Source organism: Xylanimonas sp. McL0601 (assembly GCF_049852175.1).
Classification (GTDB): Bacteria; Actinomycetota; Actinomycetes; order Actinomycetales; family Cellulomonadaceae; genus Xylanimonas.
In genome coordinates this window covers 2,160,839-2,187,201 of the sequence record NZ_CP187527.1, presented here as the reverse complement: position 1 = coordinate 2,187,201, position 26,363 = coordinate 2,160,839, and the positions used below count along the sequence as shown (strand labels likewise).

General features: G+C 72.5%; 24 protein-coding genes. 13 read left to right on the top strand and 11 right to left on the bottom strand.

Annotation, left to right across the window (positions count from 1 at the left end):
• Nucleotides 1-5: 5 nt before the first annotated feature.
• Nucleotides 6-1,412: a M20/M25/M40 family metallo-hydrolase gene (locus ACO4JP_RS10025; RefSeq protein ID WP_425953549.1), complete on the bottom strand. Its 1,407-nt coding sequence runs from the start codon at nt 1,410-1,412 to the stop codon at nt 6-8.
• A 51-nt stretch (nt 1,413-1,463) separates the two neighbouring features.
• Here ACO4JP_RS10025 and ACO4JP_RS10020 point away from each other — a divergent pair, with 51 nt between their 5' ends.
• Nucleotides 1,464-2,117 (top strand): nucleoside/nucleotide kinase family protein, encoded by a 654-nt coding sequence (locus ACO4JP_RS10020; RefSeq protein WP_425953548.1) that lies wholly within the window; start codon nt 1,464-1,466, stop codon nt 2,115-2,117.
• A 10-nt stretch (nt 2,118-2,127) separates the two neighbouring features.
• Nucleotides 2,128-2,547 (top strand): nitroreductase/quinone reductase family protein, encoded by a 420-nt coding sequence (locus ACO4JP_RS10015; protein ID WP_425953547.1) that lies wholly within the window; start codon nt 2,128-2,130, stop codon nt 2,545-2,547.
• A 4-nt stretch (nt 2,548-2,551) separates the two neighbouring features.
• Here the strand turns inward: ACO4JP_RS10015 and ACO4JP_RS10010 are convergent, their stop codons facing one another.
• From ACO4JP_RS10010 to ACO4JP_RS10000, 3 genes are read right to left on the bottom strand one after another with little or no spacing between them, the layout of a single operon-like run.
• A complete protein-coding gene (locus ACO4JP_RS10010; RefSeq protein ID WP_425953546.1) occupies nt 2,552-3,325 on the bottom strand; it encodes a GNAT family N-acetyltransferase in 774 nt (257 codons plus the stop codon).
• A complete protein-coding gene (gene aspS / locus ACO4JP_RS10005) occupies nt 3,322-5,115 on the bottom strand; it encodes an aspartate--tRNA ligase (protein ID WP_425953545.1) in 1,794 nt (597 codons plus the stop codon). Before aspS ends, ACO4JP_RS10010 begins: the two co-directional genes overlap by 4 nt.
• A gap of 60 nt (nt 5,116-5,175) precedes the next feature.
• Complete coding sequence (locus ACO4JP_RS10000; RefSeq protein ID WP_425953544.1) at nt 5,176-6,528, bottom strand: DUF1576 domain-containing protein; 1,353 nt, start codon at nt 6,526-6,528, stop codon at nt 5,176-5,178.
• A gap of 192 nt (nt 6,529-6,720) precedes the next feature.
• On the opposite strand from ACO4JP_RS10000, the gene ACO4JP_RS09995 reads away from it, so the two are divergent.
• Nucleotides 6,721-7,188, top strand: coding sequence for a PPOX class F420-dependent oxidoreductase (locus tag ACO4JP_RS09995; RefSeq protein WP_425953543.1), 468 nt, complete (start codon nt 6,721-6,723; stop codon nt 7,186-7,188).
• 33 nt (nt 7,189-7,221) lie between these two features.
• On the opposite strand, the gene ACO4JP_RS09990 is transcribed toward ACO4JP_RS09995, so the two are convergent.
• A complete protein-coding gene (locus ACO4JP_RS09990; protein WP_425953542.1) occupies nt 7,222-7,644 on the bottom strand; it encodes a hypothetical protein in 423 nt (140 codons plus the stop codon).
• 92 nt (nt 7,645-7,736) lie between these two features.
• Between ACO4JP_RS09990 and ACO4JP_RS09985 the strand changes: the two genes are divergently transcribed.
• Complete coding sequence (locus tag ACO4JP_RS09985; RefSeq protein ID WP_425953541.1) at nt 7,737-8,768, top strand: S66 family peptidase; 1,032 nt, start codon at nt 7,737-7,739, stop codon at nt 8,766-8,768.
• 39 nt (nt 8,769-8,807) lie between these two features.
• Here ACO4JP_RS09985 and ACO4JP_RS09980 read toward each other — a convergent pair whose 3' ends face one another.
• The gene (locus ACO4JP_RS09980) at nt 8,808-10,409 is read right to left on the bottom strand and encodes an Rv2578c family radical SAM protein (protein ID WP_425953540.1); all 1,602 of its coding nucleotides are present in this window, start codon (nt 10,407-10,409) and stop codon (nt 8,808-8,810) included.
• A gap of 55 nt (nt 10,410-10,464) precedes the next feature.
• Here ACO4JP_RS09980 and ACO4JP_RS09975 point away from each other — a divergent pair, with 55 nt between their 5' ends.
• The 5 genes from ACO4JP_RS09975 to ACO4JP_RS09955 all read left to right on the top strand — a co-directional run bounded on the left by ACO4JP_RS09975 (nt 10,465) and on the right by ACO4JP_RS09955 (nt 15,997).
• Nucleotides 10,465-11,085, top strand: coding sequence for a LysE family translocator (locus ACO4JP_RS09975; protein WP_425953539.1), 621 nt, complete (start codon nt 10,465-10,467; stop codon nt 11,083-11,085).
• A 167-nt stretch (nt 11,086-11,252) separates the two neighbouring features.
• The gene (locus ACO4JP_RS09970; RefSeq protein ID WP_425953538.1) at nt 11,253-13,325 is read left to right on the top strand and encodes a hypothetical protein; all 2,073 of its coding nucleotides are present in this window, start codon (nt 11,253-11,255) and stop codon (nt 13,323-13,325) included.
• 74 nt (nt 13,326-13,399) lie between these two features.
• Nucleotides 13,400-14,521: a glycosyltransferase gene (locus ACO4JP_RS09965; protein WP_425953537.1), complete on the top strand. Its 1,122-nt coding sequence runs from the start codon at nt 13,400-13,402 to the stop codon at nt 14,519-14,521.
• Nucleotides 14,522-14,775: 254 nt separating this feature from the next.
• Nucleotides 14,776-15,564, top strand: a complete 789-nt coding sequence (locus ACO4JP_RS09960; protein WP_425953536.1) for an inositol monophosphatase family protein — start codon at nt 14,776-14,778, stop codon at nt 15,562-15,564.
• 49 nt (nt 15,565-15,613) lie between these two features.
• The gene (locus ACO4JP_RS09955) at nt 15,614-15,997 is read left to right on the top strand and encodes a VOC family protein (RefSeq protein ID WP_425953535.1); all 384 of its coding nucleotides are present in this window, start codon (nt 15,614-15,616) and stop codon (nt 15,995-15,997) included.
• 3 nt (nt 15,998-16,000) lie between these two features.
• Here the strand turns inward: ACO4JP_RS09955 and hisS are convergent, their stop codons facing one another.
• Both hisS and ACO4JP_RS09945 read right to left on the bottom strand, forming a co-directional pair.
• Nucleotides 16,001-17,350 (bottom strand): histidine--tRNA ligase, encoded by a 1,350-nt coding sequence (gene hisS, locus ACO4JP_RS09950; RefSeq protein WP_425953534.1) that lies wholly within the window; start codon nt 17,348-17,350, stop codon nt 16,001-16,003.
• A 32-nt stretch (nt 17,351-17,382) separates the two neighbouring features.
• On the bottom strand, nt 17,383-18,081 hold the full coding sequence (locus ACO4JP_RS09945; RefSeq protein WP_425953533.1) for an MBL fold metallo-hydrolase: 699 nt from the start codon (nt 18,079-18,081) through the stop codon (nt 17,383-17,385).
• 112 nt (nt 18,082-18,193) lie between these two features.
• Between ACO4JP_RS09945 and ACO4JP_RS09940 the strand changes: the two genes are divergently transcribed.
• The 4 genes from ACO4JP_RS09940 to ligD are packed head-to-tail and all read left to right on the top strand — an operon-like array spanning nt 18,194 to nt 22,299.
• Entirely contained in the window at nt 18,194-18,961 is a 768-nt protein-coding gene (locus ACO4JP_RS09940; RefSeq protein WP_425953532.1) for a peptidylprolyl isomerase, read from the top strand.
• Nucleotides 18,958-20,601 (top strand): DUF349 domain-containing protein, encoded by a 1,644-nt coding sequence (locus ACO4JP_RS09935; protein ID WP_425953531.1) that lies wholly within the window; start codon nt 18,958-18,960, stop codon nt 20,599-20,601. Before ACO4JP_RS09940 ends, ACO4JP_RS09935 begins: the two co-directional genes overlap by 4 nt.
• A 50-nt stretch (nt 20,602-20,651) precedes the next feature.
• The gene (locus ACO4JP_RS09930; RefSeq protein ID WP_425953530.1) at nt 20,652-21,209 is read left to right on the top strand and encodes a hypothetical protein; all 558 of its coding nucleotides are present in this window, start codon (nt 20,652-20,654) and stop codon (nt 21,207-21,209) included.
• Between the two features lie 10 nt (nt 21,210-21,219).
• A complete protein-coding gene (gene ligD / locus ACO4JP_RS09925; protein WP_425953529.1) occupies nt 21,220-22,299 on the top strand; it encodes a non-homologous end-joining DNA ligase in 1,080 nt (359 codons plus the stop codon).
• A 2-nt stretch (nt 22,300-22,301) separates the two neighbouring features.
• On the opposite strand, the gene ACO4JP_RS09920 is transcribed toward ligD, so the two are convergent.
• The 3 genes from ACO4JP_RS09920 to ACO4JP_RS09910 are packed head-to-tail and all read right to left on the bottom strand — an operon-like array spanning nt 22,302 to nt 26,342.
• Nucleotides 22,302-22,853 carry a dihydrofolate reductase family protein gene (locus ACO4JP_RS09920; protein ID WP_425953528.1) on the bottom strand — a complete coding sequence of 184 codons (552 nt, stop codon included), beginning with the start codon at nt 22,851-22,853 and terminating at the stop codon, nt 22,302-22,304.
• Nucleotides 22,854-22,889: 36 nt separating this feature from the next.
• A complete protein-coding gene (locus ACO4JP_RS09915; protein ID WP_425953527.1) occupies nt 22,890-24,002 on the bottom strand; it encodes an ATP-dependent DNA ligase in 1,113 nt (370 codons plus the stop codon).
• 21 nt (nt 24,003-24,023) lie between these two features.
• Nucleotides 24,024-26,342 carry a RelA/SpoT family protein gene (locus ACO4JP_RS09910; protein ID WP_425953526.1) on the bottom strand — a complete coding sequence of 773 codons (2,319 nt, stop codon included), beginning with the start codon at nt 26,340-26,342 and terminating at the stop codon, nt 24,024-24,026.
• Nucleotides 26,343-26,363 lie beyond the last annotated feature (21 nt).

Here is a 26,363-nt window from a genome sequence, read left to right as displayed (position 1 = left end):
CCACCCTAAGGACGGCCACCGACGCTCTCGGCCGCCGGGACGCCGCGCAGCAGCGCGCGGTAGCACGCGATGCCGCGGTCGAGCGCGTCGACGGCGAGGCGTTCGTCCGCCCCGTGGACCGACTCCCGTTGCTCGCGCGTCATCGCCAACGGGCTGAACCGGTAGACGCGGCTGAACGTCGTGTGGAAGAACCGCGCGTCGGAGGCACCGAGCAGCACGTAGGGCGTCACGACGGCATCGGGGTACGACTCCGCGATCGCTGCCACGACCAGGTCCCACGCGGGGCCTTCGGCCGGGGACTCGGGCGACGGGTCCTCCCCCGAGACGAGCGTGATCGTCGCCCCGAGGTCGGCCACGACGCGCCGCAGCCGGGCCAGCACGCCGTCGACGGTCTCGCCCGGCGCGACGCGCACGTTGAGGTTGGCCCGAGCGCTGGAGGCCACGACGTTCGCCCCGGGGCTGCCCTCCAGCGTCGTGACGGCCACGGTGGTGCGCACCATCGCGTTGGTCTCCGCGCCCCCGGCGGCGAGCAGCCGCGCGAGCACGGGCCTGACGGCCCAGGGCGCGCGGCGCGCGGCCGCGAGCGCGGGCCGCAGCGTCGCGCCGACCCTCCCGCGTGCGTGCGGTGCGACGGTCTCGAGCATCGCGAGCACCGGCCCAGGAAGCCGCGCAGGGAACGGGTGCGCCTCGAGGCGCGTGATCGCGCGCGCCAGGCGCGCCGTCGCGCCGCCGCGCGACGGCGTGGACGCGTGCCCGCCGGCGTCGTGGGTGGCGAGCTCGACGTCGCAGATGCCCTTCTCCGTCACGCCGATGACTGCGAGCGGCCGCTCGACGCCGGGGAACGCACCCGTGACGACCGCGCCGCCCTCGTCCAGCACCAGGAACGGGTCGACGACGCCGCGCTCGCGCAGCCGCGCGACGGCGGCGGGGGCGCTCACCCCGGAGACCTCCTCGTCGGCCCCGAACGACAGCCAGACGTCGCGTGCGGGCGTGAACCCCTCGGCCAGCAGCGTCTCGACGGCCTCGAGGACGGCGACGAGCGAGCCCTTGTCGTCGAGCGTGCCGCGGCCGTGCACGAACCCGTCGCGGACCTCGCCAGAGAACGGGTCGCCCGCCCAGCCGTCGGGCGGCGCCGGGACGACGTCCTGGTGGGCCAGGAGGACCACAGGGTGCGGGTCGACGCGCTCGGTCGCCGCCCACCGGAACAGCAGCGCGGACTCGGCGAGCCGCTCGCGCTCGAGCGCGCCGTGCGTGCGCGGGTAGAGCTCGGCCAGCGTCTCCGCGAGGGTGTCGAACGCCGCCCGGTCGACGTCGGCGCCGCGCGCGGAGACGGTCGGGATGCGCACCAGGGCGCCGAGGCGGTCGGCCGCCGTCGGCCCGCGATCACCGTCCCCCGTCGTCGTGCGGCCCATGTCGGCACATCGTATGACCGGCATCACACCCGGGGCCGTACGCTCGCCGTCGTGACAGCCCTCTCCACCGCCGCGCTCGTCGAGCGCGCCGCGGCGCTCGCGGCGCCCGGCGGGCGCACCGTCCTCGGGATCGCCGGCGCCCCGGGCGCCGGCAAGTCCACGCTCGCCCACGCGCTCGCGGACGCGCTCGGGCCGCGCCGCGCCGTCGTCGTCGGGATGGACGGGTTCCACCTCGCGCAGGCCGTCCTGGAGCGCCTCGAGCGCGGGGACCGCAAGGGCGCCGTCGACACGTTCGACGACGGCGGGTACGCGGCCCTGATGGAGCGGCTGGCCGCGCAGCGCCCCGGCGACGGGCCCGTGTACGCGCCCGAGTTCCGGCGCGAGATCGAGGAACCCGTCGCGGCGGGCGTCGTCGTGCCGGACGACGTGCCGCTCGTGGTGACGGAGGGCAACTACCTGCTCGTGCCGACCGGGGCCTGGCCGCGGGCGCGGGCGCGCATGGCCGAGGTCTGGTACCTCGAGCCACCGCACGAGCTCCGCCTGGAGCGGCTCGTCGCGCGGCACGAGGCGTTCGGCCGCGCCCCCGACGCCGCCCACGCGTGGGCGCACGGCACGGACCAGGTCAACGCGACGCTCGTCGCCGCGACGCGCAGCGCGGCCGACCTGGTCGTCGACTGGACGGGCGAGCAGACGGCCCCGGCGTAGCGTGGCCGGCATGGCCGAGCCCGACATGGCGGAGATCAACCGGAACGTGATCGAGACGGTACGTGCCGGCGGCGAGCCGCCAGGCATGAACCGCGACCGGCTGCTGCTGCTGACCACGACCGGCGCCCGCACGGGGCGCGAGCGCACGACGCCCATGATGGTGGTGCCCGACGGCGAGCGCTGGCTCGTGCTGGCGTCGAACGCCGGCAACCCGCGGACACCCGACTGGTACGCGAACCTGGTCGCCCACCCCGACGTCGTGGTCGAGGTAGGCGACGAGCGCCTCGACGCGACGGCGACCCCGCTGGAGGGAGAGGAGCGCGGGCGGGCGTGGACGCACGTCCTCGAGGTGGCGCCTTTCTTCGCCAAGCACCAGGAGCAGGCCGGGCGCCAGATACCGGTGGTCGCGCTGACGCGGCGCACCGGCTGAGCGTTCAGCGCGAGCTCTCGAACTCCTGCACCACGACGAACCCGACGCGCGCGTACGTGCGGCGCGCGGCGTCGTTGTCTGCGTACATGCCGAGAGCGACGATCGGCGCCTCCCGCAGGCCCGCGCGCACCGCGACCGCCGTCGTCGCCGCCGCGATACCGCGCCGCCGCCACGCCGGGTCCGTGCCGATGGAGCCCAGCACCCACGGCGCCCCGGGCACGCGCCGGTCGGCGCCGACGACGGCGCGCAGCACGCCGTCGTCGTCCCGCCAGCCCCACCAGCGCGACCGCGGCTCACCGACCTCGAGCTCGCCCTCGGGGTGCGCGACGGCCAGCGCCGCGCGCGCCTCGGCGAGGCCACGCTCGTCCGTCAGCTCCTCGACGTGGTCCTCGCCCGGGACGGGCACGAGCACGTGGTCGGCGGACATCCAGTCCCACTGGCTCGGCGCGGGCGCGTCGAAGGGCGCGGGCACGACGACGCCGCTCGCCGCCACGATCCGCGCGAGCGCTGCACGGGTGCCGCGCGGCATGGTCGTGCGGCCGACGGGGTCGAGCGAGCCGGCGCCCAGCAGCAGGCGCGCGACACCCTCGGGCGAGCCGACGCCGTAGAGGCCGAGGCCCTGCGGCTCCGAGGGCACGCGGTGGTGCAGCCGGAGCAGCAGCGCGTCGTCGGCCCACCACGCGGCGGTGGCGTCCCAGGCGTGGTGGGCCGACTCGGTGACGACGACGGGGTGGGCCGCCCAGCGCTCGGGCAGCTCGACGCCGACCGCGGCGATCACGCCGCGCCGTCGCCCTTCGTCTCGGGCGGCGTGTCGACGCCGGCCTCCTTGCGCTGCTCCGGGGTGATCGGGGCGGGCGCCTCGGTCAGCGGGTCGAACCCGCCGCCCGACTTCGGAAAGGCGATGACGTCGCGGATCGACGGCGACTTGGTCAGCAGCGAGACGATGCGGTCCCAGCCGAACGCGATGCCGCCGTGCGGCGGGGCGCCGAACTGGAACGCGTCGAGCAGGAAGCCGAACTTCTCCTTGGCCTCCTCGTGGCCGATCCCCATGACGCCGAAGACGCGCTCCTGCACGTCGCGGCGATGGATACGGATCGAGCCGCCGCCGATCTCGTTGCCGTTGCACACGATGTCGTAGGCGTACGCCAGCGCGTTGCCCGGGTCCTCCTCGAACCGGTCGATCCACTCCGGGTTGGGCGAGGTGAACGCGTGGTGGAGCGCGGTCCAGGCCGAGTGGCCGAGGTCGACGTCGTCGTCCTCGCCCGTGGGCTTGAAGAGGGGGGCGTCGACGATCCAGACGAAAGCCCAGGCGTCATCCGTCTCAGGCGTGCCGATCTGCCCGAGCTTGCGCGCGATCTCCAGGCGTGCGGCACCCAGCAGCGCGCGGGCCTCCGACGTCTTGCCGGCGGCGAAGAACACGGCGTCGCCCGGCTGCGCGCCGGTGATCGCGACGAGGCCCTCGCGCTCGGCGTCGGACAGGTTCTTGGCGACGGGGCCGCCGAGCGTGCCGTCCTCGGCGAACGTCACGTAGGCGAGGCCCTTGGCGCCGCGCTGCTTGGCCCAGTCCTGCCATGCGTCGAACTGACGACGCGGCTGCGAGGCCCCGCCGGCCATGACGACGGCGCCGACGTACTCCGACTGGAACACGCGGAACGGCGTGTCCGTGAAGTACTCGGTGAGCTCGACGAGCGGGTTGCCGAAGCGCAGGTCGGGCTTGTCGGAGCCGTACAGGCGCATGGCCTCGGCGAACGTCATGCGCGGGATCGGCGTCGGGATGGTGTACCCGATCAGCTCCCACAGGGCGACGAGCACCTTCTCGGCCAGCTCGAGGACGTCGTCCTGCTCGACGAAGCTCATCTCGAGGTCGAGCTGCGTGAACTCGGGCTGGCGGTCGGCGCGGAAGTCCTCGTCGCGGTAGCAGCGCGCGATCTGGTAGTAGCGCTCCATGCCGGCGACCATGAGCAGCTGCTTGAACAGCTGCGGCGACTGCGGCAATGCGTACCAGGAGCCGGGGCTCAGGCGGGCCGGGACCAGGAAGTCGCGGGCGCCCTCGGGCGTCGAGCGGGTCAGCGTCGGGGTCTCGATCTCGACGAAGTCCTCGGCGTCGAGCACGCGGCGCGCGGCCTGGTTCACCTTGGCGCGCAGGCGGAGCGCGCGCGCCGGCGCCGGGCGGCGCAGGTCGAGATAGCGGTGCTTGAGGCGCGCCTCCTCGCCGATGACCTCGGTGTCGGCGAGCGCCGTCGAGACCTGGAACGGCAGCGCCTCGGAAGTGTTGAGCGTGACCACCTTGGTGGCGATGACCTCGATCTCGCCGGTGGCGAGGTTCGGGTTGGCGTTGCCCTCGGGGCGGTGGGCGACCTCGCCCGTCACCTGGAGCACGAACTCGGCACGCAGCGGGTGGGCGACGGACTCGTCGCGGATGACGATCTGGGCGATGCCCGAGGCGTCGCGCAGGTCGATGAAGGCCACTCCTCCGTGATCGCGGCGGCGGTCGACCCAGCCCGTGAGGGTGACGGTCTGACCGATGTGCTCGGCCCGCAGGGAGCCGGCCGTGGTGGTGCGAAGCACGGAGGGGTCCTTCCTTGCTGTCGGTGACTGGTTGGGGGCGCTCAGCGCCACCGCGGGAGTCTACTCGGACGCGGCAGTGTCGCCGGGGGCGGGCGGCCGGTCGATGTCCACGGCCCTCGAGCTCTTGCCGCGGATGCGGAAGAGCGCGTCGAAGAACGGGATGAGCACCAGCGCGACGAACCCGGCGGAGAACCCGTTGTTGTAGAGGTTGAGACCCCCGTGCAGGAACCCGACGTTGGCGACGAGCGCCATGTGGAGGAAGCCAGCCACGATGCCGAAGCCGAACCCGTAGACGCCGGCGAGCGGGGCGAGCGTGGTGCCGAAGAGCGCGGCCAGGAGCACGCCGGTGGAGTTGAGGTCGGCGCCGGTGACCGTCGCGCCCAGCGCGACGCCGATGAGGATCGGCACGCTGTTGCGGGGGTGCTTGCCGAAGGCCGCGAAGCCCATGACCGTGAACACGCCGCCGAGCACGGGGCCGTTGAGCTCGCCGCCCACGAGAAGCACATACCCGACGGCCAGCGCCCCCATGGCTGCCATGTTCATGAGCGTCAGGGCGAGGCCCTCCTGGGACACGAAGTCGCTCGGCATGCGTCCCGAGCGGCGGAAGAGCCGCGCCAGCCCACGGGTGGACGTGTCGTTGAGCATGAAGCCGGCCACGAACAACGCCAGGCAGAAGGCGAGCGTCATCGCGGCGAGGATGCCTGTGTAGCCGTAGGAGACGGCATAGACCTCCTCGACGTCGTACCCGATGAGGTTCATCAGCGCGACGAGAACCATGCCGATCATGCCGGCGGCGAAGCCGACGTTGTACAGGCTGAGGCCGTGGTGGAAACGGAGGACGTGGCTCGACATCGGGGGGATGGCCAGGCCGATGCCCACACCGACCGTGATGCCGAGAGGGATGCCGAGCCAGAGCGGCAGGCCCTTGCCGAAGATCATGAGGCTCACGGCGGGCGCGAGCGCCGTCGCGAAGAGGCTCACGACCGTGTAGTCGGAGAGCTTCTTGCCCTCGAGCCTCGCGTAGAGCAGCACTCCGAGCAGGATCGGGATCGAGTTGATCAGGTTCTTGCCGAACAGTGCGAACCCGAAGACGGTGAACAGGCCGGCGATCACGGCACCGGACATCTCGACGTTCTTCACCCGCACGTACACCACGCTGGCCAGCGTGAGCAGTCCGGCGTTGAGGAGGGTCGAGCCCACCGAGGCGATCGCCATGTAGTCGGTGATCAGGCCGCTGGGCGAGGTGAGGATCGTCACCGTCCCGCTCAGCAGCTCGGCCGGGGTGTCGAAGACGAAGCCGAGGGCGACGGCACCGAGGCAGAACGCCACGAGGACGACGAAGACGACGGTGTCCTGGTAGGAGCCCTGTGCCGGGCGTGCCGCGGGACGACTCGTCGTTGCCGGGCGTGCCACGGGACGACTCGTCGTGGCGCGCACGCGGTCGAGGGTCAACACGCAGCCTCCCCCGCCGGCGTCTCCTGGATGAGGGTCAACGGTAACGAGCGCGCGTCGGCCCTGACCAGGGCAGCACCCGTGGTTGTCGCGTCGCGCCGCATGTCCTGGAGAATGGCGAGCGATCCGCCGTCTCGAGCACCTGGAGCACCCGTGCCACGCACCATCGCCACGAACACCGCCGTCGACCGCGAGGGTCTGCTCGCGACGCTCCGCACGCGACGCGACGGCATTCTCATCACCCGGAGGTCCGACGACGGCGTGCAGGCCTCCCCTGTGACGTTCGCCGTCGACGACGCCGGGCGCATCGTCGTGTCGACCTACCCCGAGCGGGCCAAGGTCACGAACCTGCGACGGGACCCGCGGGCGTCGCTGATGGCGCTCGGGTCCTCGTTCGGGGACTCCTGGGTGCAGGTCGACGGGACCGCCGAGGTGATCGACCCGCCCGCGTCCGTGGAGCCGCTCGTCGAGTACTACCGGGCTGCGGCGGGCGAGCACCCTGACTGGGACGAGTACCGCGAGGCGATGCTGAAGCAGGGCAAGGCGATCGTGCGGATCACGATCGAGCGGTGGGGGCCGGTCGCGACGGGCGGGTTCCCGGCGCGGCTTGCGGAGGGATGACGCGGTTCGGCTGAGGGGTTCGGCTGACGCGGCTCAGGCCGTCGAGCTGACGACGAACCAGCCGTCCTCGTCGCTCGGGGAGCAGGCCCCGGGGACGTGACCTCCGAGGGTGCTCGGGTCCGCGCCGCCCCCACCACCCAGCGACACCGCCTCGCCGACCGTGAGGCGGACGCCGAACGCGCTCAAGGTCTCCGTGCCGGGGTCCCACCGGAAGTCGGTAGGCAGCACGGGAGTCCGCACGGTGCCGTCAGGGCCGACGACGACGATGCAGCCGTCGTCGAGGGCCAGCGTGCCCTGGAGCAGCGCGTCGTCGCCCTCGCCCCACGGGCCGGTGCGCGAGTAGGAGGCGGCGGGCGAGCCTGGGTCGGCGGCGGGCGGGGTTGCGTCCGCGCAACCGGCACACACGAGCGCGATCGCGGCCGTGGCGGCGGCGAGGGGGGCGACGGTGCCTCTCATGGTCCACAGCGTTGCGCGGGTCGGGGCGGCGGTACAGCACGGTGGGGCAACAATCGGATGCGGCAGCAGGCGCAACCGAGCATCCTGTCCGCGTGCGATACCCACGCTTCCTGCAGCCGGGCGACCGGATCGGTGTCACCTCACCGTCGACTGGTGTTCCGGCGCGCCTCGAACGGAGGCTTGAGTTCGTCCTGTCGTGGTTGCGTGACCGCGGCTACCAGGTCGAGGTGGGCCGGTGCATGGACGGCGAGTCCCACATCAGCGCTCCCGCGCAGGAGCGCACGGACGAGCTGACGGGGATGCTGCTGGACCCCGAGATTCGAGCGGTCATCCCGCCGTGGGGCGGCGAGACGGGCATCGACCTGGTCCCGTTGCTGGACTTCGACAAGCTGCGAGACGCCGAACCGACCTGGGTCGTCGGCTTCTCCGACATCTCGACCCTGCTGACACCGCTGACCCTCGTCTCGGGATGGGCCACTGTCCACGGCAGCAACCTCATGGACACGCCTTACCGGAAGGCACCGGGCCTCCTGCACCCGCTCGAGGTGATCTCCGGTTCTGGCCGATCGACGGGGGTGTTCCGGCAGCAGCCGCCAGGAGTGCACCGCGCCGGCGAGTGGGATCGCTGGGAGGACGACCCCACCCCGACCGAGTACCGGTGGAACGGCAGCGGAACGTGGCGTCGGCTCGATGCCGGCAGCGGCGACATCGATGTCACGGGCCGGATCATCGGTGGCTGCATCGAGACCCTCAGCAACCTGGCCGGCACCCGGTTTGCGGACACCTCCGCGCTACGCGGGCCCGACGGCGACGAGCCGCTCCTCGTGTTCGTCGAGGCGGCCGAGAGCAACGCGTTCGAGATCTGCCGCAGCCTCTACGGCATGCGCCTGAACGGGTTCTTCGACGGCGCCGCCGCCATCCTCGTCGGCCGCACGACCGCACCGGACGCGGCCACGCTCACCCAGGACGACGCCGTGCTCGACGCGCTCGGCGCGCTCGGCGTCCCGCTGCTGGCCGACGTCGAGTGCGGGCACGTGCCGCCGCACATGACCCTGGTGAACGGCGCGGTCGGGCGCCTGACCCATGACTCCACGGGCTCGCTCCTGGAGACGCGGCTGGCCTGAGCCCCCTCAGGGCGCTGCAGTGGGACGCACGGCCGGCGGTCAGAAGAGCACCTGCTCGACGCCGGCGCCGGCGATCTGGAGGCCGGTGCCGTCGGTGGGCAAGCCGGGCAGAGCTCCGGCCGAAGGACCGCCGCGCGCCTCCCGCGCGCGCAGCTCCTCGTGGTACCGGCCCGTGGCACCACTCCGCACCCGGTGCCCCGCCGACCCGAAGCCGCGTTCTTCGAGCATCGGCCGCACCCGCTCCTTGAGCCACTCCTGATAGGCCTTGAGCGCGTAGGTGCCGCGGGCGAACACGCGCCCGTACCCGGCGGCGAGGTCCGGATGCTCGCGCTCGAGCCACCCCAGGTACCACTCGCGCGTACCCGGCTTGAGGTGCAGGGCCATGACGGTGACGCCGGTGGCACCGGCCTCGGCGATCTGGTCCAGCAGGCGCATCAGGTGCCCGGTCGAGTCGGTGAGCCATGGAAGGACCGGCGCGACCATGACGCCGCACGGGAGGCCAGCGTCGCGGACCGTCCGCACCAGGTCGAGGCGGGCGCGCGGTGACGGTGTGCCGGGCTCGACGGCGTGCTGGAGCGCGTGGGCCTCGGGGGTGTCGGCGAACGCGATGGAGACGCCAAGGCCCACCTCGACCTTCGTCGCCGCGTCGACGATGAGCGACAGGTCGCGGCGCAGCAGCGTGCCCTTGGTGAGGATCGAGAACGGCGTGCCGGAGTCCGCGAGCGCCTCGATGATGCCGGTCATGAGCCGGTAGCGGCCCTCGGCCCGCTGGTACGGGTCGGTGTTGGTGCCGAGCGCGACCGGCTCATGGGTCCAGGAGGTCTTGGCGAGCTCGACACGCAGCACCTCGGCGACGTTGGTCTTGACGATCACCTGGGTGTCGAAGTCCTTGCCGGCGTCGAGGTCGAGGTACTCGTGGGTGGGGCGCGCGAAGCAGTTGTGGCTGATCACGCCGTCGGCGATGAAGTCGCCCGTCCCGGTGGTGATATCGACGAGGTCGGCGGGCTCTGAGCCGAGGAAGGTCACCGACTCGACCTTGACGGCCGCGTCCCTGGCCACCTCGTGACCGATGAGCGGGGTCCCCGAGGTGATTCCGTCGCGACCGGGTCCGCGCAGGCCGACTCCGTCCCGGAGGACGTGCGTCCGCGACGGGCCACGGCCGACGTATCGCCAGCCGTCCTCGGCGAGGAACCGATGGTCACCCGACGTCGTCAGCGAGCCGCCGTCGGAGAGCTCGATGCGATACGCGGGCTTGCGCGCGCGCCACCGGTCCACGACGTGGGTGACGACGTAGCGGGGTGCCCCCTCCACCACCCGCGTGCCGACGATCGCGTCGCCGGGCTCGAGGGCCCCGATCGGCAGCTCGGTCCCGTCGGCCATGAGCACCGGCGTGTCCGGGCTGGCGCAGTAGGTGCACGCGTGCGAGCACCCGCGGTACGGGTTGATCGTCCACTGGAACGGCATCTTGCCGACCGCCGGGAGGTGGCTCAACGCCGACTTCGCCGCCACCTCGTGGAAGGTGATGCCCGCGAACTCCGGCGTCTGCACCGACCGCAGCAGGCCCGCACGCTCGAGCGCCGGGCGGTCCAGCCCGGGCAGGGTCCCCTCGTCGGCCGTGATGGCCTGTCCGTCCCACCTCATTCGCCTATTCGAACACCTGTTCGAGGCAATTGCTAGTGGAGTAGTGTTCGCCGCCGTGACGCACTACTGGCCGCTCGTCGCCTTCGCGCTGGTGGTTGCCATCGCGCCGGGGCCAGACACCTTTCTGACCCTCCGGAGCACGGTGACGGGTGGGCACAGTCGGGGCCTGTGGACCATGGCGGGCATCACGATCGCCGGCTTGGTGCAGGGCACGCTGGCCGCATCGGGACTCGGCGCGATCATCGCCCGGGCCGAGCCGGTGTTCGAAGCGATCCGGTGGGCGGGAGTCGCCTACCTCGCTTTCCTCGGCGTGCAAGCCCTTCGAGCCGCGCTGCGCGCCAAGGGTGTCGACTGGGCCGCAACCATCGAGGCCCCTCGAACGTCGTCGCGGCGCGCACTGGGGCAGGGCTTCTTGTGCAACATCACCAACCCGAAGGTCCTTGTCTTCAATCTGGCGGTGCTCCCGCAGTTCCTCGGCGCAGGAGCAGGCTTGTCCACGCTGCTGGTGTACGCGCTGACGCTGTCCGCCGTCGGCGGGCTCGTGCTCCTCGTCGTCGTGCTCGGCGCGGACGCTGCCAAGCGTGCCGTCGCCTCCCGCCGCGCCCGACGAGGCATCGACGCCGCGGCCGGGGTGGCCTTCCTCGGCTTCGCGGCCGTCCTCGCCACCGAGGCGTAGGAGCCGCGGGGCCGTCTGGAGGTCTGGGCGGTTGCTTCACCGTGATGCCCGACGGACAAAGAGTCCGTGCTGCGACCGACTCCGCGAACAGAGTTCAGGTGCACTTTCTTGTCCCGGTCGGCGGCAGGAGACGCGCACGGCGATAGCCCGACGCTAAGGTTCCACGCGTGGAACTACACGTCGCGAAGTCCGGGTCCGACACCGCCGCCGGAACCGCCGAGACCCCCCTGCTCACCATCGGCGCGGCCGCGGCGCTGGCACAACCAGGGGACACCGTCGTGGTGCATGAAGGCGTGTACCGCGAATGGGTGAATCCGCCGCGCGGCGGTACGGCCGCTGCGCCGATCACCTACCAGGCCGCGCTGGGCGCGGACGGCGTGTACGAGCCGGTCACGATCTCCGGCGCAGAGGTGATCACCGACTGGCATCCCCACCCCGGCGCCGCGGCCACAGGCCAGGTCTGGGTGGCGACGGTGCCGAACGCCCTGTTCAGGACACGCAACCCGTACGCCGAACGCATCGGCGGGGACTGGTTCTTCGACTGGGTCAACACCTGGCACACCGGCGAGGTGTATCTCGACGGCAGGTCCATGTACGAGTCGCTGACCCTGGCCGGCGTCGAGCACCCTGAGGTCACCAAGGACTCGTTCGACCAGGCAGGCTCCCTGCTGACCTGGTACTGCGAGGTGGGCGACGACGTCACGACGATCTGGGCGAACTTCGGGAGCGCCGACCCGGCTGCGCACGAGATCGAGATCAACGCGCGCACGTTCGTCTTCTGGCCCGCGGCCACGGGCATCGACTACATCACGGTGCGCGGCTTCACTCTGACGAAGGCCGCCACGCAGTGGGCCCCGCCCACCGCGCTGCAAGAGGGCCTGATCGGTCCGCACTGGTCGAAGGGCTGGGTGATCGAGGACAACACGATCACCGACTCGAAGAACGTCGGCGTCTCGCTGGGCAAGGAGGCCAGCACCGGGCAGAACGAGGCGGCCGCGGGGCCGAAGGGCGCCAAGGGCGGCACGCAGCGCGAGCGCGAGGTGATCCAGCGGGCGCTCGCCCTGCGTGGGCCCGCCGCTGGCGAGCCGCACCCGTGGGGCCGGGACCACGTCGGCTCCCACACGGTGCGCCGCAACACGATCCGGGACTGCGAGCAGGCCGGCATCGTCGGGCACCTGGGAGCCGCGTTCTCGACCATCGCGGACAACCACATCTCCCGCATCCACGTGAAGCGCCAGTGGCACGGCGCCGAGGTGTCCGGCATCAAGCTGCACGCCGCCATCGACACGGTGATCAGCGGAAACACCATCCATCACACGCACCGAGCCCTGTGGCTCGACTGGCAGGCCCAGGGCACCCTCGTGCGGCGCAACGTCTTCTACGCCTCAACGTCCGAGGACTTCATGGTCGAGGTCTGCCACGGCCCGTACCTCGTGGACTCGAACCTGTTCCTGTCGCCGTGGGCGGTCAAGGACATGTCTACCGGCGGCGCCTACGTGCACAACTACATCGCAGGTCGCCTCGCGAACTGCACCGAGCACCAGCGGTACACGCCGTACCACCTCCCGCACTCGACAGCCGTCTACGGCGTCTCGAACATCCTCGGCGGGGACAACCGGTTCTACAACAACGTCTTCGTCGGTGAAGGTGGGCGCGAGGGCACCGAACCGCAGGCACAGGAGGAACCGGCGCTCGCGAGCTTCTGGTCCGGCGGGATCGACATGGACGGCGTGCCCGGCCAGGCCACTTTCGTGCCGACCCCGGTGGGCACCTCGCAGTACGACGCCTACCCGACGGCGCAGGAGTACCCGAACGAGGACGGCAGCGCGTTGGCCGGGCCACGCCTCCCGGTCTGGGTCGAGGGCAACCTCTACGCGGAGGGCGCGGAGCCGTTCCGCGCGGAACCCACGGCCCTCGTCATCGGCACGTCACCGGTGCGCGTCGAGGTGCTCGACGCCGAAGCCGGCACCGTTCGCGTCGACGTGACCTCCGTGGCGGGCCTCGACGTCGTCGACCCGGTGACGACCGCGCGCCTCGGGACGAGCTACCAGGCCGAAATGGCCTACACCAACCCCGACGGGTCTGATCTGGACCTCAGCGCAGATATCTCCGGCATCCCACGAGACGAGGTCGTGCCCGGGCCGTTCGCCGCATCGGCACCCGTCACTCGGATAATCGCTGCGCCAGGCCCGGCGGGTCGGAGCTTGCCGAACCTCGTGGCCACGGCCGCCACCGCTTGAGCTGGTTGAATATGCACTCCGCCGCCGATCGGTGCTTTTAGTCGGCGCGGTGACGGCGTGGCTACTGTCAACCCGTGCGCGTTCTCTGCTCGTTCGTTGGTGGTGCAGGTCATCTTGTGCCCCAGATCCCCTTGCACGTCGCTCTCGCCGAAGCGGGTCATGAGCTCATGCTCGTGGGGCGCGAGTCCGCTGCCACTGTCGCGCCCGCTGGCGTTTACACGCGGATCGCAACCAGGCCAGATCGACGAACGCAGCTCGCCGACACAGTCGCACCGCTCACCCCCGTCGACATCGAGCATGAGTTGTCCGTCATCGAGCGCTACTTCGCGGGCGAGGCCGCGCACCGTTCGGCGGCAGCGATGAGGGATGAACTGGCCGGCGTCGACCTGGTGGTGTGCGACGAGGTCGATTTCGGCGCGATGGCCGCCGCCCAGCGAGCAGGGGTGCCGGTCGCAGTCGTGGCGGTCATCGCTTCCGGAGCCCTCGTACGGCCAGACCGCCTCGTCGGCGCGTTGGAGGCCCTGCGCCTGAGGCTCGGCGTGCCGGCGCCGATACGCCCTCGCGGCGATTGCTTCGTCGTCCCGTTCGCCCCAGCGATGCGTGATCCGCGCTTTCCCGCACCAGGTGATGCCCTCTGGATGCGTCCCGAACCCGGACCCGCTCCGCGCACCGAGCCCTACGTCGTCGCGACGCTCGGCACCGAGTTCAACACCGAGTCCGGCGATCTGTTCGACCGGATCCTGACCGCACTGGCCACAGCCGGAACGCCTGCAACCGTCGCAGTCGGCCGAGACCTGGATCCCGCCAGCTTCGGGCCGCAGCCGTCGCATGTCCAGGTAGAGCAGTATGTCGACCTTGACGCAGCGCTTCCGCGCGCCGACATCGTGCTTCACCACGGAGGAAGCGGACTGTTCGTCAGGTCCGTGCTCAGCGGAGCCGCGCAGATCGTCTTCCCGATGGGAGCCGACCATCCCTTCACCGCCGAACGCGTCCGCGACCTGGGCTTGGGTCAAGTCCTCGACCCGATCACGGCGACCCCCGCCACCATTGCTCACACCATCACCTCCGTTCGCGCCGACCGGTCGACAAGGCGCCGCGCGGAGGCACTACGCCTGGCAACCCTCGCTCTCCCAGCTCCCTTTGCGATCGTCGAGCGGCTGGAGGCCATCGCCCAGGGCGCGGCGACCACGAGGTAGTGCCGTCCACCTCACTGTCACTGGTGTCCTGCGATGGCAAGCGCCCATCGTGCGCCTCCTGAGTCGCGAGGTCGGCGACGTCGGGCAGGGCGACGGGGTGGTCGAGCTCGTGGACGTCCATGTACAGCGGCATGAGACTCACCTCTCCGGTGGGTGCGCCGCCCGGTCTGCCGGCGCACCCCCGAGGAGACCCTGGCGGGCACCTCGCGCGGATCCGTAGGATCGCCCATCCCTTCCACCGCTACCGTGGCGCCATGCTCACCGATGCCGATGCCGACGTCGCCATCGCCGCCGCCCAGGCCGGGGCCACCGTTGCTCTCGCCGCATTCGGCACCGACCTCGACCATCACGCCAAGGAGGGCGTCGACTTCGCGACCGACGCCGACGTCGCCGCCGAGCGCGCCATCCGGGCCTCGCTCGCCGCGGCACGACCGGACGACGGCGTCGTCGGCGAGGAGCTCGGGTCCACCGGGGGCACCACCCGGCGCTGGCTGGTCGACCCCATCTGCGGCACGCTCAACTTCGCCGCAGGCCTGCCGCTCTTCGCTGTCAACGTGGCGCTCGAGGTCGACGGGGTCCCGGCCGTGGCCGCCGTCGCCGACCCGCCCGCGGGAACGGTGACGTGGTGCGACGGCGGCGGCGCGTTCGTGCGCACGGCCGCAGGCGACGCGCCCGTGCGGCCCTCCGCGAGCTCGCGGCTCGTCGTCGTCAACCTCGAGTCGCACTACCCCGGCCGCAGCGGGTTGCACCTGCTCGACGACGTCGCGTTCCGGGCGTCGTTCTTCCCGCGGGTCGTCTCCAGCACCCTCGGCCTGGCGTGGGTCGCGGCCGGCCGGGCCGCCGCCTATGTCTCGGGTGGCCGCCTGCACGGCTCGGTGCACTTCACGGCCGGTATCGCGCTGTGCCAGGCCGCGGGCGCCGTCGTCACCGCGCTCGACGGCGGCCCGCTGGGCCCCGAGGCGGACGGCCTGATCGCGGCCGCCGACGCCGGGACGCACGCAGCCCTGCTCGACCGGCTGCGGGAGCTCGCCGTCGAGCGGTGAGTCCCGGGTCTCTACGTCGTCGGCCTTCACAGGGAGAGAGGAGACCCCCATGGTCAGCACCACCCGCATCTTCAGCGGCTTCTCCGTCGACGACCTCGACGCGGCGCTCACGTTCTACCGCGACACGCTCGGCCTCGACGCCCGCTCCACGGAGATGGGTCTCGAGCTGCGCGTCACCGGCGGTGAGCCGATCTTCGTGTACCCCAAGGGCGAGGCGCACTCCCCCGCGACCTACACGGTGCTCAACCTCGTGGTGCCCGACGTCGACGCCGCCGTGGCCGAGCTCAAGGCCGCGGGCGTGGGGCTCGAGCACTACCCGGGGCTGCACCAGGACCCCGACGGCGTCGCGCGCTCGACGGACCCGTCGCAGGGCCCCACGATCGCCTGGTTCTGCGACCCGGCACGGAACGTGCTGTCGCTCATCCAGGAGTAGGCGTCAGACGCCCGGGACCACCCGCGGCCACAGGTCCTCGGCAGGCGGCTCCCACGACGCCGCGTCGGCGTCGACCTGCTCGCCGGAGCGGATGTCCTTGACCTGGTCGGTCTCGCCCGGGAACCACACGAACGGGATCCCCCGCCGGTCGGCGAACTGGATCTGCTTGCCGAACTTTGCCGCCTTGGGCGCGACGTCGGCGGGGATGCCGCGTGCCCGCAGCGCCGCCGCGACGACGTCGGAGGCCGCGCGCTCGTCCTTGTTCACGACGGCGACCAGCACCGCCGTCGGAACGGAGCGCGTCGCCTGCACCAGCCCTGCCGACAGCAGGCGGGACACCAGGCGCGAGACGCCGATCGACAGGCCCACGCCCGGGTAGGTGTTCTTGCCGTCGGAGGCGAGGGTGTCGTAGCGCCCGCCGGAGCAGATCGAGCCGAGCGCCTCGTGGCCTATCAGGACGGTCTCGTAGACCGAGCCCGTGTAGTAGTCGAGGCCGCGCGCGATCTTCAGGTCGGCGACGACGACGCCGGGGGCCCGCACGGCGGCGGCCTCGACCAGCGCGCCGAGCTCGGTCAGGCCCGTCTCGAGCAGCTCCGTCGAGGCGTCGTACGACGCCGCCAGCTCGCGCACCCGGTCGACGACCGTCGCGTCCGAGCCCGAGATGGACGCGAGCTCGAGGCACGCCTTCGCCTGCTCGGGGGTGGCACCGCACTCCTCCGCGAGCGCCGCCGCGACCGCGTCGGGCCCGATCTTGTCCAGCTTGTCGATGTTGCGCAGCACGCCCTCGACGTCGTCGAGGCCGAGGCCGAGGTAGAAGCCCTCGGCGACCTTGCGGTTGTTGACGAGGATGCGCACGGGCGGCAGGCCGATGCCGGCGAGCGCGTCGAACGCGGCGGCCATGACGAGCGGCAGCTCGACCTCGTAGTGGTAGGGCAGCTCGCCGGCGCCGACGACGTCGATGTCGGCCTGGACGAACTCGCGGAAGCGGCCGTCCTGGGGACGCTCGCCGCGCCAGACCTTCTGGATCTGGTAGCGCTTGAACGGGAACGCGAGCTTGCCGGCGTTCTCCAGGACGTAGCGGGCGAACGGGACGGTGAGGTCGAAGTGCAGGCCGAGCTGCTTGTCGTTGTCTACCGCGTCCGGGTCCGCCTGCAGACGGCGGAGCACGTACACCTCCTTCGACGTCTCCCCCTTGCGCAGCAGCTGCTCGAGCGGCTCCACCGCCCGCGTCTCGATCCCGGCGAACCCGTGCAGCTCGAACGTGCGGCGCAGCGTGCCGAGGACGTGCTGCTCGACGACGCGACCGTCGGGGAGCCATTCGGGGAATCCGGAGAGGGGGGCGATGCGGGCCATGCGCGCGATTCTCCCAGATCGGCCGGGGCGGGTCAGCCGAGATACGGGTTTGTCCCCAGCTCGCGCTCCATCGTCGTCGTCGGCCCGTGCCCGGGCACGACGGCGAGCTCCGGGTCGAGCCGCGAGACGACGTCGCGCAACGTCGCGCGCATGACGGCGTCGTCGCCGCCGGGCAGGTCGGTGCGGCCGATCGAGCCTGCGAACAGCACGTCGCCCGCGAGCAGGACGCCGTCGGCGACGTACAGCGTGGAGCCCTCGGTGTGGCCCGGGGCGGGGATGACGCGCAGGCGCAACGCCCCCGCCTCGAGCGTGCCCGCGCCGTCGTCGCCCGCGGCGTCGAAGGGGACGACGTCGGCCGGCGCACGGTAGTCGTCGGCGCTCAGGCCCAGGCCGGCGACCGCGGCGCGCAGCGCATCGCTCACTCCCCCGGCGCGCAGGCCGAGCGTGCCGAACGGGTCGGTGAGCCGGTACGCGTCGGCCGCATGGATGCGCAGCGGCACCGCGAAGCGCTCGCACAGCGCGGCCGCATCCCACGTGTGGTCGACGTGGCCGTGCGTCGCCAGTACGGCCCGCACGCGCCAGCCCCGCTCCGCGACCAGGGACGTCACCGCGGGAGCGACGCCGGCGCCGGCGTCGACGACGAGGGCATCCGCGCCCTCCTCGCCCGCGCCGCCGACCACTACGCAGCAGTTGGTTCCGAACACGGGCGCGACGACCAGGTGGACCTGCACGCGGCCACCGTAGCCTTCGTGCGCCGGGCCGGGCGGTGTGGCCCGCGCCCCCGGTGCCTAGACTGTGCTCCGCACGCGTGCGCGTGCGAGTGCAGCCCGGGAGGAGCGAGGTTTGGCGTCCACGAAGCGCGAGCGTGAGCTTGCGGCGCGCAAGCAACAGGCGCGGTGGGAGGCGAAGCAGGCCAAGGCGCGTCAGCGGCGGCAGCTGGTCGCGGCCGTCGTGGCCGGTGCCATGGTGCTCGCCCTCGTGAGCACGGCGCTCATCCTCGGCCTGACGACCCACGACACGCCGAGCGCCGCCGGGCAGACGCAGACGCAGACGGCATCGCCGGGGCCGTCGCCGTCGCCGACCTTCACGCTGCCCGACCCGTCGGCCGCCGAGGGCCGCACCTGGACGTCGACGATCTCGACCTCCGCCGGGGCCATCACGGTCCAGCTGGACGGCAAGGCCGCCCCGCAGGCGGTGGCCAGCTTCGTCTCGCTCGCCCGGGGCGGGTTCTTCGACGGCACCCCGTGTCACCGCCTGACGACATCGGGCATCTTCGTGCTGCAGTGCGGCGACCCGACGGGAACCGGGACCGGTGGGCCCGGGTACTCGTTCGGACCCATCGAGAACGCGCCGCCCGACGACGTGTACACGGCCGGCACGCTGGCCATGGCACGCCAGCCGAACAACGGCGAGTCGATGGGCTCGCAGTTCTTCGTCGTGTACAAGGATTCCACCATCCCGTCCGATGCTGCGGGCGGGTACACCGTGTTCGGACGGATCACGTCCGGCCTGGACATCGTCCAGGCAGTCGCTGACGCGGGCGTGGCAGACGGGAGCTCCGACGGCTCCCCGGCCACGCCGGTCACCATCGAAGGAGTTGACACCAAGTGAGCGATCCCGCTGCCGCTACGAACGACCCCACACCCGCCGAGGGCGTCGTCGAGGGCGAGGTCACCGAGAACGTGAACGAGACGGCCGAGACTCCCGAGGCTCCCGAGGCTCCCGACACCACCCCCGAGACCGTCTCCGAGACCGTCTCCGAGACCGCTCCCGAGACCGCTCCCGAGACCGCTCCCGAGACCGCTCCCGAGACGGCTCCCGAGACGGCCGAGACTCCAGAGACCTCCCCCGAGACCTCCATCGAAACCCCGAAGCCGGCCGCTCCCAAGCCGTCGGGCCTCCCCAAGCCGTCGCCGCTGCGCCGTCCCACCCCGGCGGTGCCCGCCGCCGAGGCCGCGCCGGTCGTCGCCCCGCCGGCGCTCGACGCCGCCGCCGTGTCGGCCGCCGAGACGTTCGGCCGGGTCGACGACGAGGGCACCGTCTTCGTGCGCGAGGCCGCCGGCGAACGCGCCGTCGGCCAGTTCCCCGGCGTGACGCCTTCGGAGGCCATGAGCCTGTACGTGCGTCGCTACCTCGACCTCGCGGCCAAGGTGTCGCTGTTCGAGACCCGCCTGTCGAGCGCGGACCTGTCCGTCAAGGAGATCGACCAGACCCTCGCCAAGCTGGGCGAGGAGACGGCCGAGCCGGCCGCCGTCGGAGACCTCGACGGTCTGCGCTCGCGCGTCGAGGCGCTGGGCACGGTCGCAGCCGAGCGCCGCGCGGCCCTCGAGGAGGCGCGCGCTGCGGCCAAGGCCGAGGCGGTCGCCGCCCGCACCGCGATCGTCGAGGCCGCCGAGAAGGTCGCCGGCACCGACCCGCAGCGCATGCAGTGGCGCCCCGCGGGCGAGGAGCTGCGCACCCTGCTCGACAGCTGGAAGGAGGCGCAGCGCTCGGGCCCGCGCATCGACCGCGCCACCGAGGAGTCGCTCTGGAAGCGGTTCAGCCACGCCCGCACCGCGTTCGACCGCGAGCGCCGGCACTACTTCGCGGAGCTCGAGCAGCGCAACTCGTCGGCGAAGGCCGCCAAGGAGCAGCTCGTCGCCGAGGCCGAGGCGCTGGCGGCCAGCAACGACTGGGGTGCCACCGCGGGCGCGTTCCGTGACCTCATGACCCGCTGGAAGGCGGCGGGCCGTGCGGCGCGCCGTGACGACGACGCGCTGTGGGCCCGCTTCCGCGCCGCGCAGGACTCCTTCTTCGCGGCCCGCGACGAGGAGAACGCTGCCGTCGACGCCGAGTACGCGGAGAACCTCACCGTCAAGGAGGCGATCCTGGTCGACGCCGAGGCGCTCGTCCCGGTCAAGGACCTCGCTGCGGCCAAGGCCGCGCTGCGCGGCATCCAGGAGCGCTGGGAGGCCGCCGGCAAGGTGCCGCGCGGCGACGTCCAGCGCGTCGAGGGCCGTCTGCGTGCCGTCGAGCAGGCCGTGCGGGACGCCGAGCAGGCGCAGTGGGTGCGCAGCAACCCCGAGACGCGGGCGCGCGCCGAGGGCGCGGCCGCCCAGCTGGAGTCCGCGATCGAGGGCCTCGAGGGCGAGCTCGCCGCGGCGCAGGCCAAGGGCGACAAGCGCAAGGTCGAGGAGCTCGAGACGGCGCTCGCGGCGCGGCGCTCGTGGCTCGAGCAGGTCGTGCGCGCGGCCGAGGACTCGCGCGGCTGATATCCACAGGCGGGCTCCGTGCCCCGGGCGGCTTGGCTAGCGTCCGGGGCATGGAGCCCGTCGTCGTATCCGCTCTTCTGCCGCCTGCGCCCGCCCGGCAACCCGTGGTGCGCCCGTCCGACGTCGGCGGGCGGGCTGCGTGGCAGGTGCTGGTGCGGGGTGGCGCCCTCCGGGCGGTGGTCGACGACGCCGCGGTGCCGGTCGGCGTCGCGGTGACGGCCGAGGTCCGGGGTGCGGCGCTCGCGCCGCGGGTCCCGGCGGGCGCCGTCGTCACCGGCCCGAGCGCCGTCTGGGTGCACTGCGGCGGCGCCCTTCCGGAGCCGCTCGACCTGGTGCGCCGCACCGGGACGCTCCGGCTCGCGTCCGACTGCACGTGGCTCGGCGGCGTCCGGGTCACCGCGGTCGGACGCACCGTCGTCGACGTCGCGACGCGGCTGCCGCACGAGCAGGCGCTCGGGCTCGTGCTGGAGCTGGCGCGCGGGGGCGCCGATCTCGCTGCGGCCGCGCGGTTCCTGGAACGCCGCAACCGCGTCGTCGGGCGGCCCGCCGCCCGTGCCGTGCTCGCGGCCGCGCGCGAACGGCTCGCCGCCGCGGCCGCAGGCCCTTAACGTGGGGCGCATGGCTCCGTCCGCCGCGCCCGCCGTCGAGCTCGACGTCGCCGGCCGCACCGTGCGCGTCTCCAGCCCCGACCGCCTCGTCTTCCCGGAGCGCGGGCTCTCGAAGCTGCAGGTCGTCGAGTACTTCCTCGCCGTGGGCGACGGGATCCTCGGGGCGCTGCTGCACCGGCCCACGACGCTCGAGCGGTGGCCGAAGGGCTTCTTCGACGGTGCCGTCATGGCCACCCGCGCCGACTCGCGCGGCGACGCGTTCTACCAGAAGCGGCTGCCGCAGGGTGCACCGGAGTACGTCGAGACGGCCACGATCGCCTTCCCGTCGGGGCGCACGGCCGCGGAGGTCGCGCCCAGCGAGCTCGCGGTCGTCGCGTGGGCGGCCAACCTCGGCACGCTGACCTTCCACCCGTGGCCGGTGCGGCGCGACGACGTCGAGGCGGTCGACCAGCTGCGCATCGACCTCGACCCGCAGCCGGGCACCACGTTCGACGACGCGGCCAAGGTCGCGCCGATGCTGCGCGAGGTGCTCGGCGAGCTGGGGCTGACGGGCTACCCCAAGACGTCGGGCGGGCGCGGGCTGCACGTGTTCGTGCCGCTGGCCCCGCAGTGGACGTTCGGGCAGGCGCGGCGGGCCACCATCGCGATCGGGCGCGAGCTCGAGCGGCGGCTGCCCGACGCCGTCACGACGAAGTGGTGGAAGGAGGAGCGCGGCCAGAAGATCTTCGTCGACTACAACCAGATGGCCCGCGACCGCACCATCGCCTCGGCCTACTCGATCCGGGCGCGGGCGCAGGCCACGGTGTCGGCGCCGCTGCGGTGGGACGAGGTGGGCGAGGTGCAGCCCGCGGACTTCGACGTCCTGACGATGCCGGCTCGCTTCGCCGAGGTGGGCGACCTGTTCGCTCCGCTGCGCGCCGACCGGGATCCGGCGCTGGACTGCTCGCTCGACGCGGCCCTCGAGCTGGCCCGCCGCGACGAGGAGGAGCACGGCCTGGGCGACCTGCCCTACCCGCCCGAGTACCCGAAGATGGCGGGCGAGCCCAAGCGGGTGCAGCCGAGCCGGGACCGGGACCGGCCGAAAGGCTGAGGTCAGGCGCGGCGGTACCGCAGGTAGACCGTCCCGTCGTCGAACCGCCGCTCGTCGGTGAGCTCGAGCGGCAGCCGCGCGTCGTCCGGGAACGCGCGCAACCCGCCGCCGACGACGTGCGGCACGACGAACAGGCGGATGTCGTCGACCATGCCCGCGCGTAGCGCATCGGCCGCTGTCGTCGGGCCGGACACCTCGACCACGCCGTGGGTCGCGGCCACGATCTCGGCGAGCCGGTCCGTCGTCAGGCGCGGCTCGAACGACGTGCGCGGCGCCTCGACCCCCGTCAGCGAGTCCGAGCACACGATCTTGTCCGCCGCCCGCCAGATCTGGGCGAACTCGTCCGTGGCCGGCTCCTCGCCGAGCGGCATCGTGTCCCAGACGCGCATCGTCTCGAACATGTTCCGGCCCATGACGAACGTGCGCACGTCCCTGGTCAGCGCGTTGACGAACAGGTGCGCCTCGACGCTCGGGGCGGTCCACGCGAAGCCGCCGCCGGCGTCGGCCACGTAGCCGTCGAGCGAGCAGCTCATCCCGTACCTCAGGGTTCCCATGCCTCGTGGACGCTCCCCGAGCGGCGGACTCATCGTTCAGGCGGTACCCGGGGCCCCGGGGAGCAGCGACCCGAGGTCGTAGCCGACCGGCTCCTCCAGCTGCGCGTACGTGCAGCTCGCCGGGTCGCGGTCGGGGCGCCAGCGCTTGAACTGGCTGGTGTGGCGGAAGCGCGTGCCCTCCATGTGGTCGTAGCCGACCTCCAGCACGCGTTCCACACGCAGCGGCGTGAACGACAGGTCCTTGCCCGCGCTCCAGCGGGACTGCGCCCCCGGGCGGCGCTCGCCCATGGTCGACGGATCCTGCCAGTCGGACCACGGGTGGTCGTCGTCGCCCCGCTCCACGACGAGCGGCGCGAGCTCCGCGTGGAGGGCCGCGCGCCGCGCCGTCGGGAACGACGCCGAGACCCCGACGAACTGGAGCTGACCCGCGTCGTCGTACAGGCCGAGCAGCAGCGACCCGATCAGCGGCGTCGACGCCGTCGACGTCTTGTGCAGCCGGTAGCCCGCGAGCACGACGTCGGCCGTGCGGGCGTGCTTGACCTTGAGCATCACGCGCTTGTCCGGCTGGTAGCGGTCGGCGAGCGGCTTGGCGACGACTCCGTCCAGGCCTGCACCCTCGAACTCCTCGAACCAGCGGCGGGCCACGGCCGGGTCGGTCGTGCGGGGCGTCGCGAAGACCTGCGGGCCGTCCAGGCCGAGCCCGTCGAGGGCGGCGAGCCGCTCGGCCAGCGGGCGACCCGTCAGGTCGTCGTCGCCGACCGCCAGCACGTCGAACAGGACGAGGCTCGCCGGCACCGTCTCCGCGAGCATCCGCACCCGGGAGTCCGCCGGGTGGATGCGCTGCGAGAGCATCTCGAAGTCGAGGCGTGCCCGGCCGTCGCCCGGCCGGGCGATGACGATCTCGCCGTCGACGACGCAGCGCTCGGGAAGAGCCGCCTTCACCGCCGCGACCACCTCGGGGAAGTACCGCTGCATCGGACGGGCGTTGCGCGAGTCGATGCGCACGTCGTCGCCGTCGCGGTAGACGATGGCGCGGAACCCGTCCCACTTGGGCTCGTAGTCCCAGGCCGGCTCGTCAGGCTGGTCGGGGACGGCCGGGACCGACTTGGCCAGCATCGGCAGGATCGGCGGGCTGATCGGCAGCGTCATGCGGTCGATCGTGCCACGGGGTCACAGCGGCGGCAGGTGCGGAGGAGCCTCCGCCTTCGCGCCCGTGATCCGGTAGACGTCGAATACACCGTCGACCTTGCGCACCGCCGACAGCACCTGCTGCAGGTGGGCAGGCTCGGCCATCTCGAACACGTACCGCGACATCGCGATCCGGTCCTGCGTCGTCGAGACCGTCGCCGAGAGGATGTTGACGTGGTTGTCGGACAGCACGCGCGTGATGTCCGAGAGCAGGCGCGAGCGGTCGAGCGCCTCGACCTGGACCTGCACCAGGAACGTCGTGTTCGAGCCTGTCGACCACGCGACGTCCACGATCCGCTCGGGCTGGGAGCGCAGGCCCTCGACGTTGGCGCAGTCGGCGCGGTGCACCGAGACGCCGGCGCCACGGGTGACGAACCCGATGATGTCGTCGCCCGGCACGGGCGTACAGCACTTGGCGAGCTTGACCCAGATGTCGCCCACGCCCTTGACCACGACACCGGGGTCGCCGGCGCGGCTGCGCCGCGCCGTCGTCGGGACGCCCGGGACGGCGGTCTCGGCCGTGTCCTCCTCGGTGCCGTCCGCGCCGCCGAGCGACTTCACCAGCAGGTCGACGACGTGCGGCGCGGACACGTGCCCCTCGCCCACGGCCGCGTACAGCGCCGAGACGTCGGCGAAGCGCAGCTCGGTGGCCAGGCCAACGAGCGTCTCGTGCGACAGCAGCCGCTGGATCGGCAGGTTCTGCTTGCGCATCGCCTTGGTGATGGCGTCGCGACCCTGCTCGATGGCCTCCTCGCGCCGCTCCTTGGTGAACCAGGACCGGATCTTGTTGCGTGCGCGAGCCGACTTCACGAACGCGAGCCAGTCGCGGGACGGCCCCGCGGACTCGGCCTTCGACGTGAGGATGTCGACGACGTCGCCGTTCTGCAGCGCCGAGTCGAGCGGCACCAGGCGGCCGTTGACCCGCGCGCCCATGGTGCGGTGGCCCACCTCGGTGTGCACCGAGTAGGCGAAGTCGACCGGCGTCGAGCCGGCGGGCAGCGCCATGACCTCGCCCTTGGGCGTGAACACGTAGACCTCGGCGCCGCCGATCTCATAGCGCAGCGAGTCGAGGAACTCGCTCGGGTCGGCCGTCTCCCGCTGCCAGTCGACGAGCTGGCGCAGCCAGGCCATGTCGTTGGCCCGCGGGTCCTCGTTCGGCGCGGGCTTGCCGGCGCGCGCCGTCTCCTTGTACTTCCAGTGCGCCGCGACGCCGTACTCCGCCCGCCGGTGCATGTCGTGCGTGCGGATCTGGATCTCGACCGGCTTGCCGCCCGGCCCCACGACCGTCGTGTGCAGCGACTGGTACATGTTGAACTTCGGCATCGCGATGTAGTCCTTGAACCGGCCCGGGACCGGGTTCCAGCGCGCGTGCAGCGCGCCCAGCGCCGCGTAGCAGTCGCGCACCGTGTCCACCAGGACGCGCGTGCCCACCAGGTCGTAGATGTCCGCGAAGTCGTGCCCGCGGACGATCATCTTCTGGTAGATCGAGTAGTAGTGCTTGGGCCGGCCCGTGACGGTCGCCTTGATCTTCGCCCCGCGCAGGTCCGCCATGATCTGCTCGCGCACCACCGACAGGTACTCCTCACGCGCCGGGGCACGCTCGGCCACCAGGTGCACGATCTCGTCGTAGACCTTGGGGTACAGGGCCTGGAAGGAGAGGTCCTCCAGCTCCCACTTGATCGTGTTCATGCCCAGGCGGTGAGCCAGCGGGGCGTAGATCTCGAGCGTCTCGCGCGCCTTGCGCTCCGCCGAGGCGGAGGGCACGTACTTCCACGTGCGGGCGTTGTGCAAGCGGTCGGCCAGCTTGATGACCAGCACGCGGATGTCCTTGGCCATCGCCACGACCATCTTGCGCACCGTCTCGGCCTGGGCCGCGTCGCCGTACTTCACCTTGTCGAGCTTGGTGACACCGTCCACCAGGAGCGCGACGTCGTCGCCGAACTCGGCGCGGAGCTGGTCGAGCGAGTACTCCGTGTCCTCGACCGTGTCGTGCAGCAGCGCCGCCGCGATCGTGGTGCCCTCGAAGCCGAGCTCGGCGAGGATCGTCGCCACGGCGACGGGGTGCGTGATGTACGGGTCGCCCGACTTGCGCAGCTGCCCGCGGTGCGCCTTCTCGGCGACGGTGTACGAGCGCTCGATGATCGACAGGTCGGACTTCGGGTGGGCGGCGCGCACGGCCTGCAGCAACGGCTCGAGCGCAGGGCTCACGCCGCTGCCGGCACCGCGGACGCCGAGGCGCACCAGGCGGTTTCGGACACGGACACCGGTGCCGGGTGTCGCGGGGACGGTCTCCTCGCCCATGACACGCCTCCTTCCGCCGGT

Coding starts and splice junctions, on each gene's coding strand:
- ACO4JP_RS10025 (WP_425953549.1), bottom strand. CDS start 1,412: ATGGGCCGCACGACGACGGGGGACGGTGATCGCGGGCCGACGGCGGCC.
- ACO4JP_RS10015 (WP_425953547.1), top strand. CDS start 2,128: ATGGCCGAGCCCGACATGGCGGAGATCAACCGGAACGTGATCGAGACG.
- ACO4JP_RS09990 (WP_425953542.1), bottom strand. CDS start 7,644: ATGAGAGGCACCGTCGCCCCCCTCGCCGCCGCCACGGCCGCGATCGCG.
- ACO4JP_RS09980 (WP_425953540.1), bottom strand. CDS start 10,409: ATGAGGTGGGACGGACAGGCCATCACGGCCGACGAGGGGACCCTGCCC.
- ACO4JP_RS09960 (WP_425953536.1), top strand. CDS start 14,776: ATGCTCACCGATGCCGATGCCGACGTCGCCATCGCCGCCGCCCAGGCC.
- ACO4JP_RS09955 (WP_425953535.1), top strand. CDS start 15,614: ATGGTCAGCACCACCCGCATCTTCAGCGGCTTCTCCGTCGACGACCTC.
- hisS (WP_425953534.1), bottom strand. CDS start 17,350: ATGGCCCGCATCGCCCCCCTCTCCGGATTCCCCGAATGGCTCCCCGAC.
- ACO4JP_RS09930 (WP_425953530.1), top strand. CDS start 20,652: ATGGAGCCCGTCGTCGTATCCGCTCTTCTGCCGCCTGCGCCCGCCCGG.
- ligD (WP_425953529.1), top strand. CDS start 21,220: ATGGCTCCGTCCGCCGCGCCCGCCGTCGAGCTCGACGTCGCCGGCCGC.
- ACO4JP_RS09920 (WP_425953528.1), bottom strand. CDS start 22,853: ATGGGAACCCTGAGGTACGGGATGAGCTGCTCGCTCGACGGCTACGTG.
- ACO4JP_RS09915 (WP_425953527.1), bottom strand. CDS start 24,002: ATGACGCTGCCGATCAGCCCGCCGATCCTGCCGATGCTGGCCAAGTCG.
- ACO4JP_RS09910 (WP_425953526.1), bottom strand. CDS start 26,342: ATGGGCGAGGAGACCGTCCCCGCGACACCCGGCACCGGTGTCCGTGTC.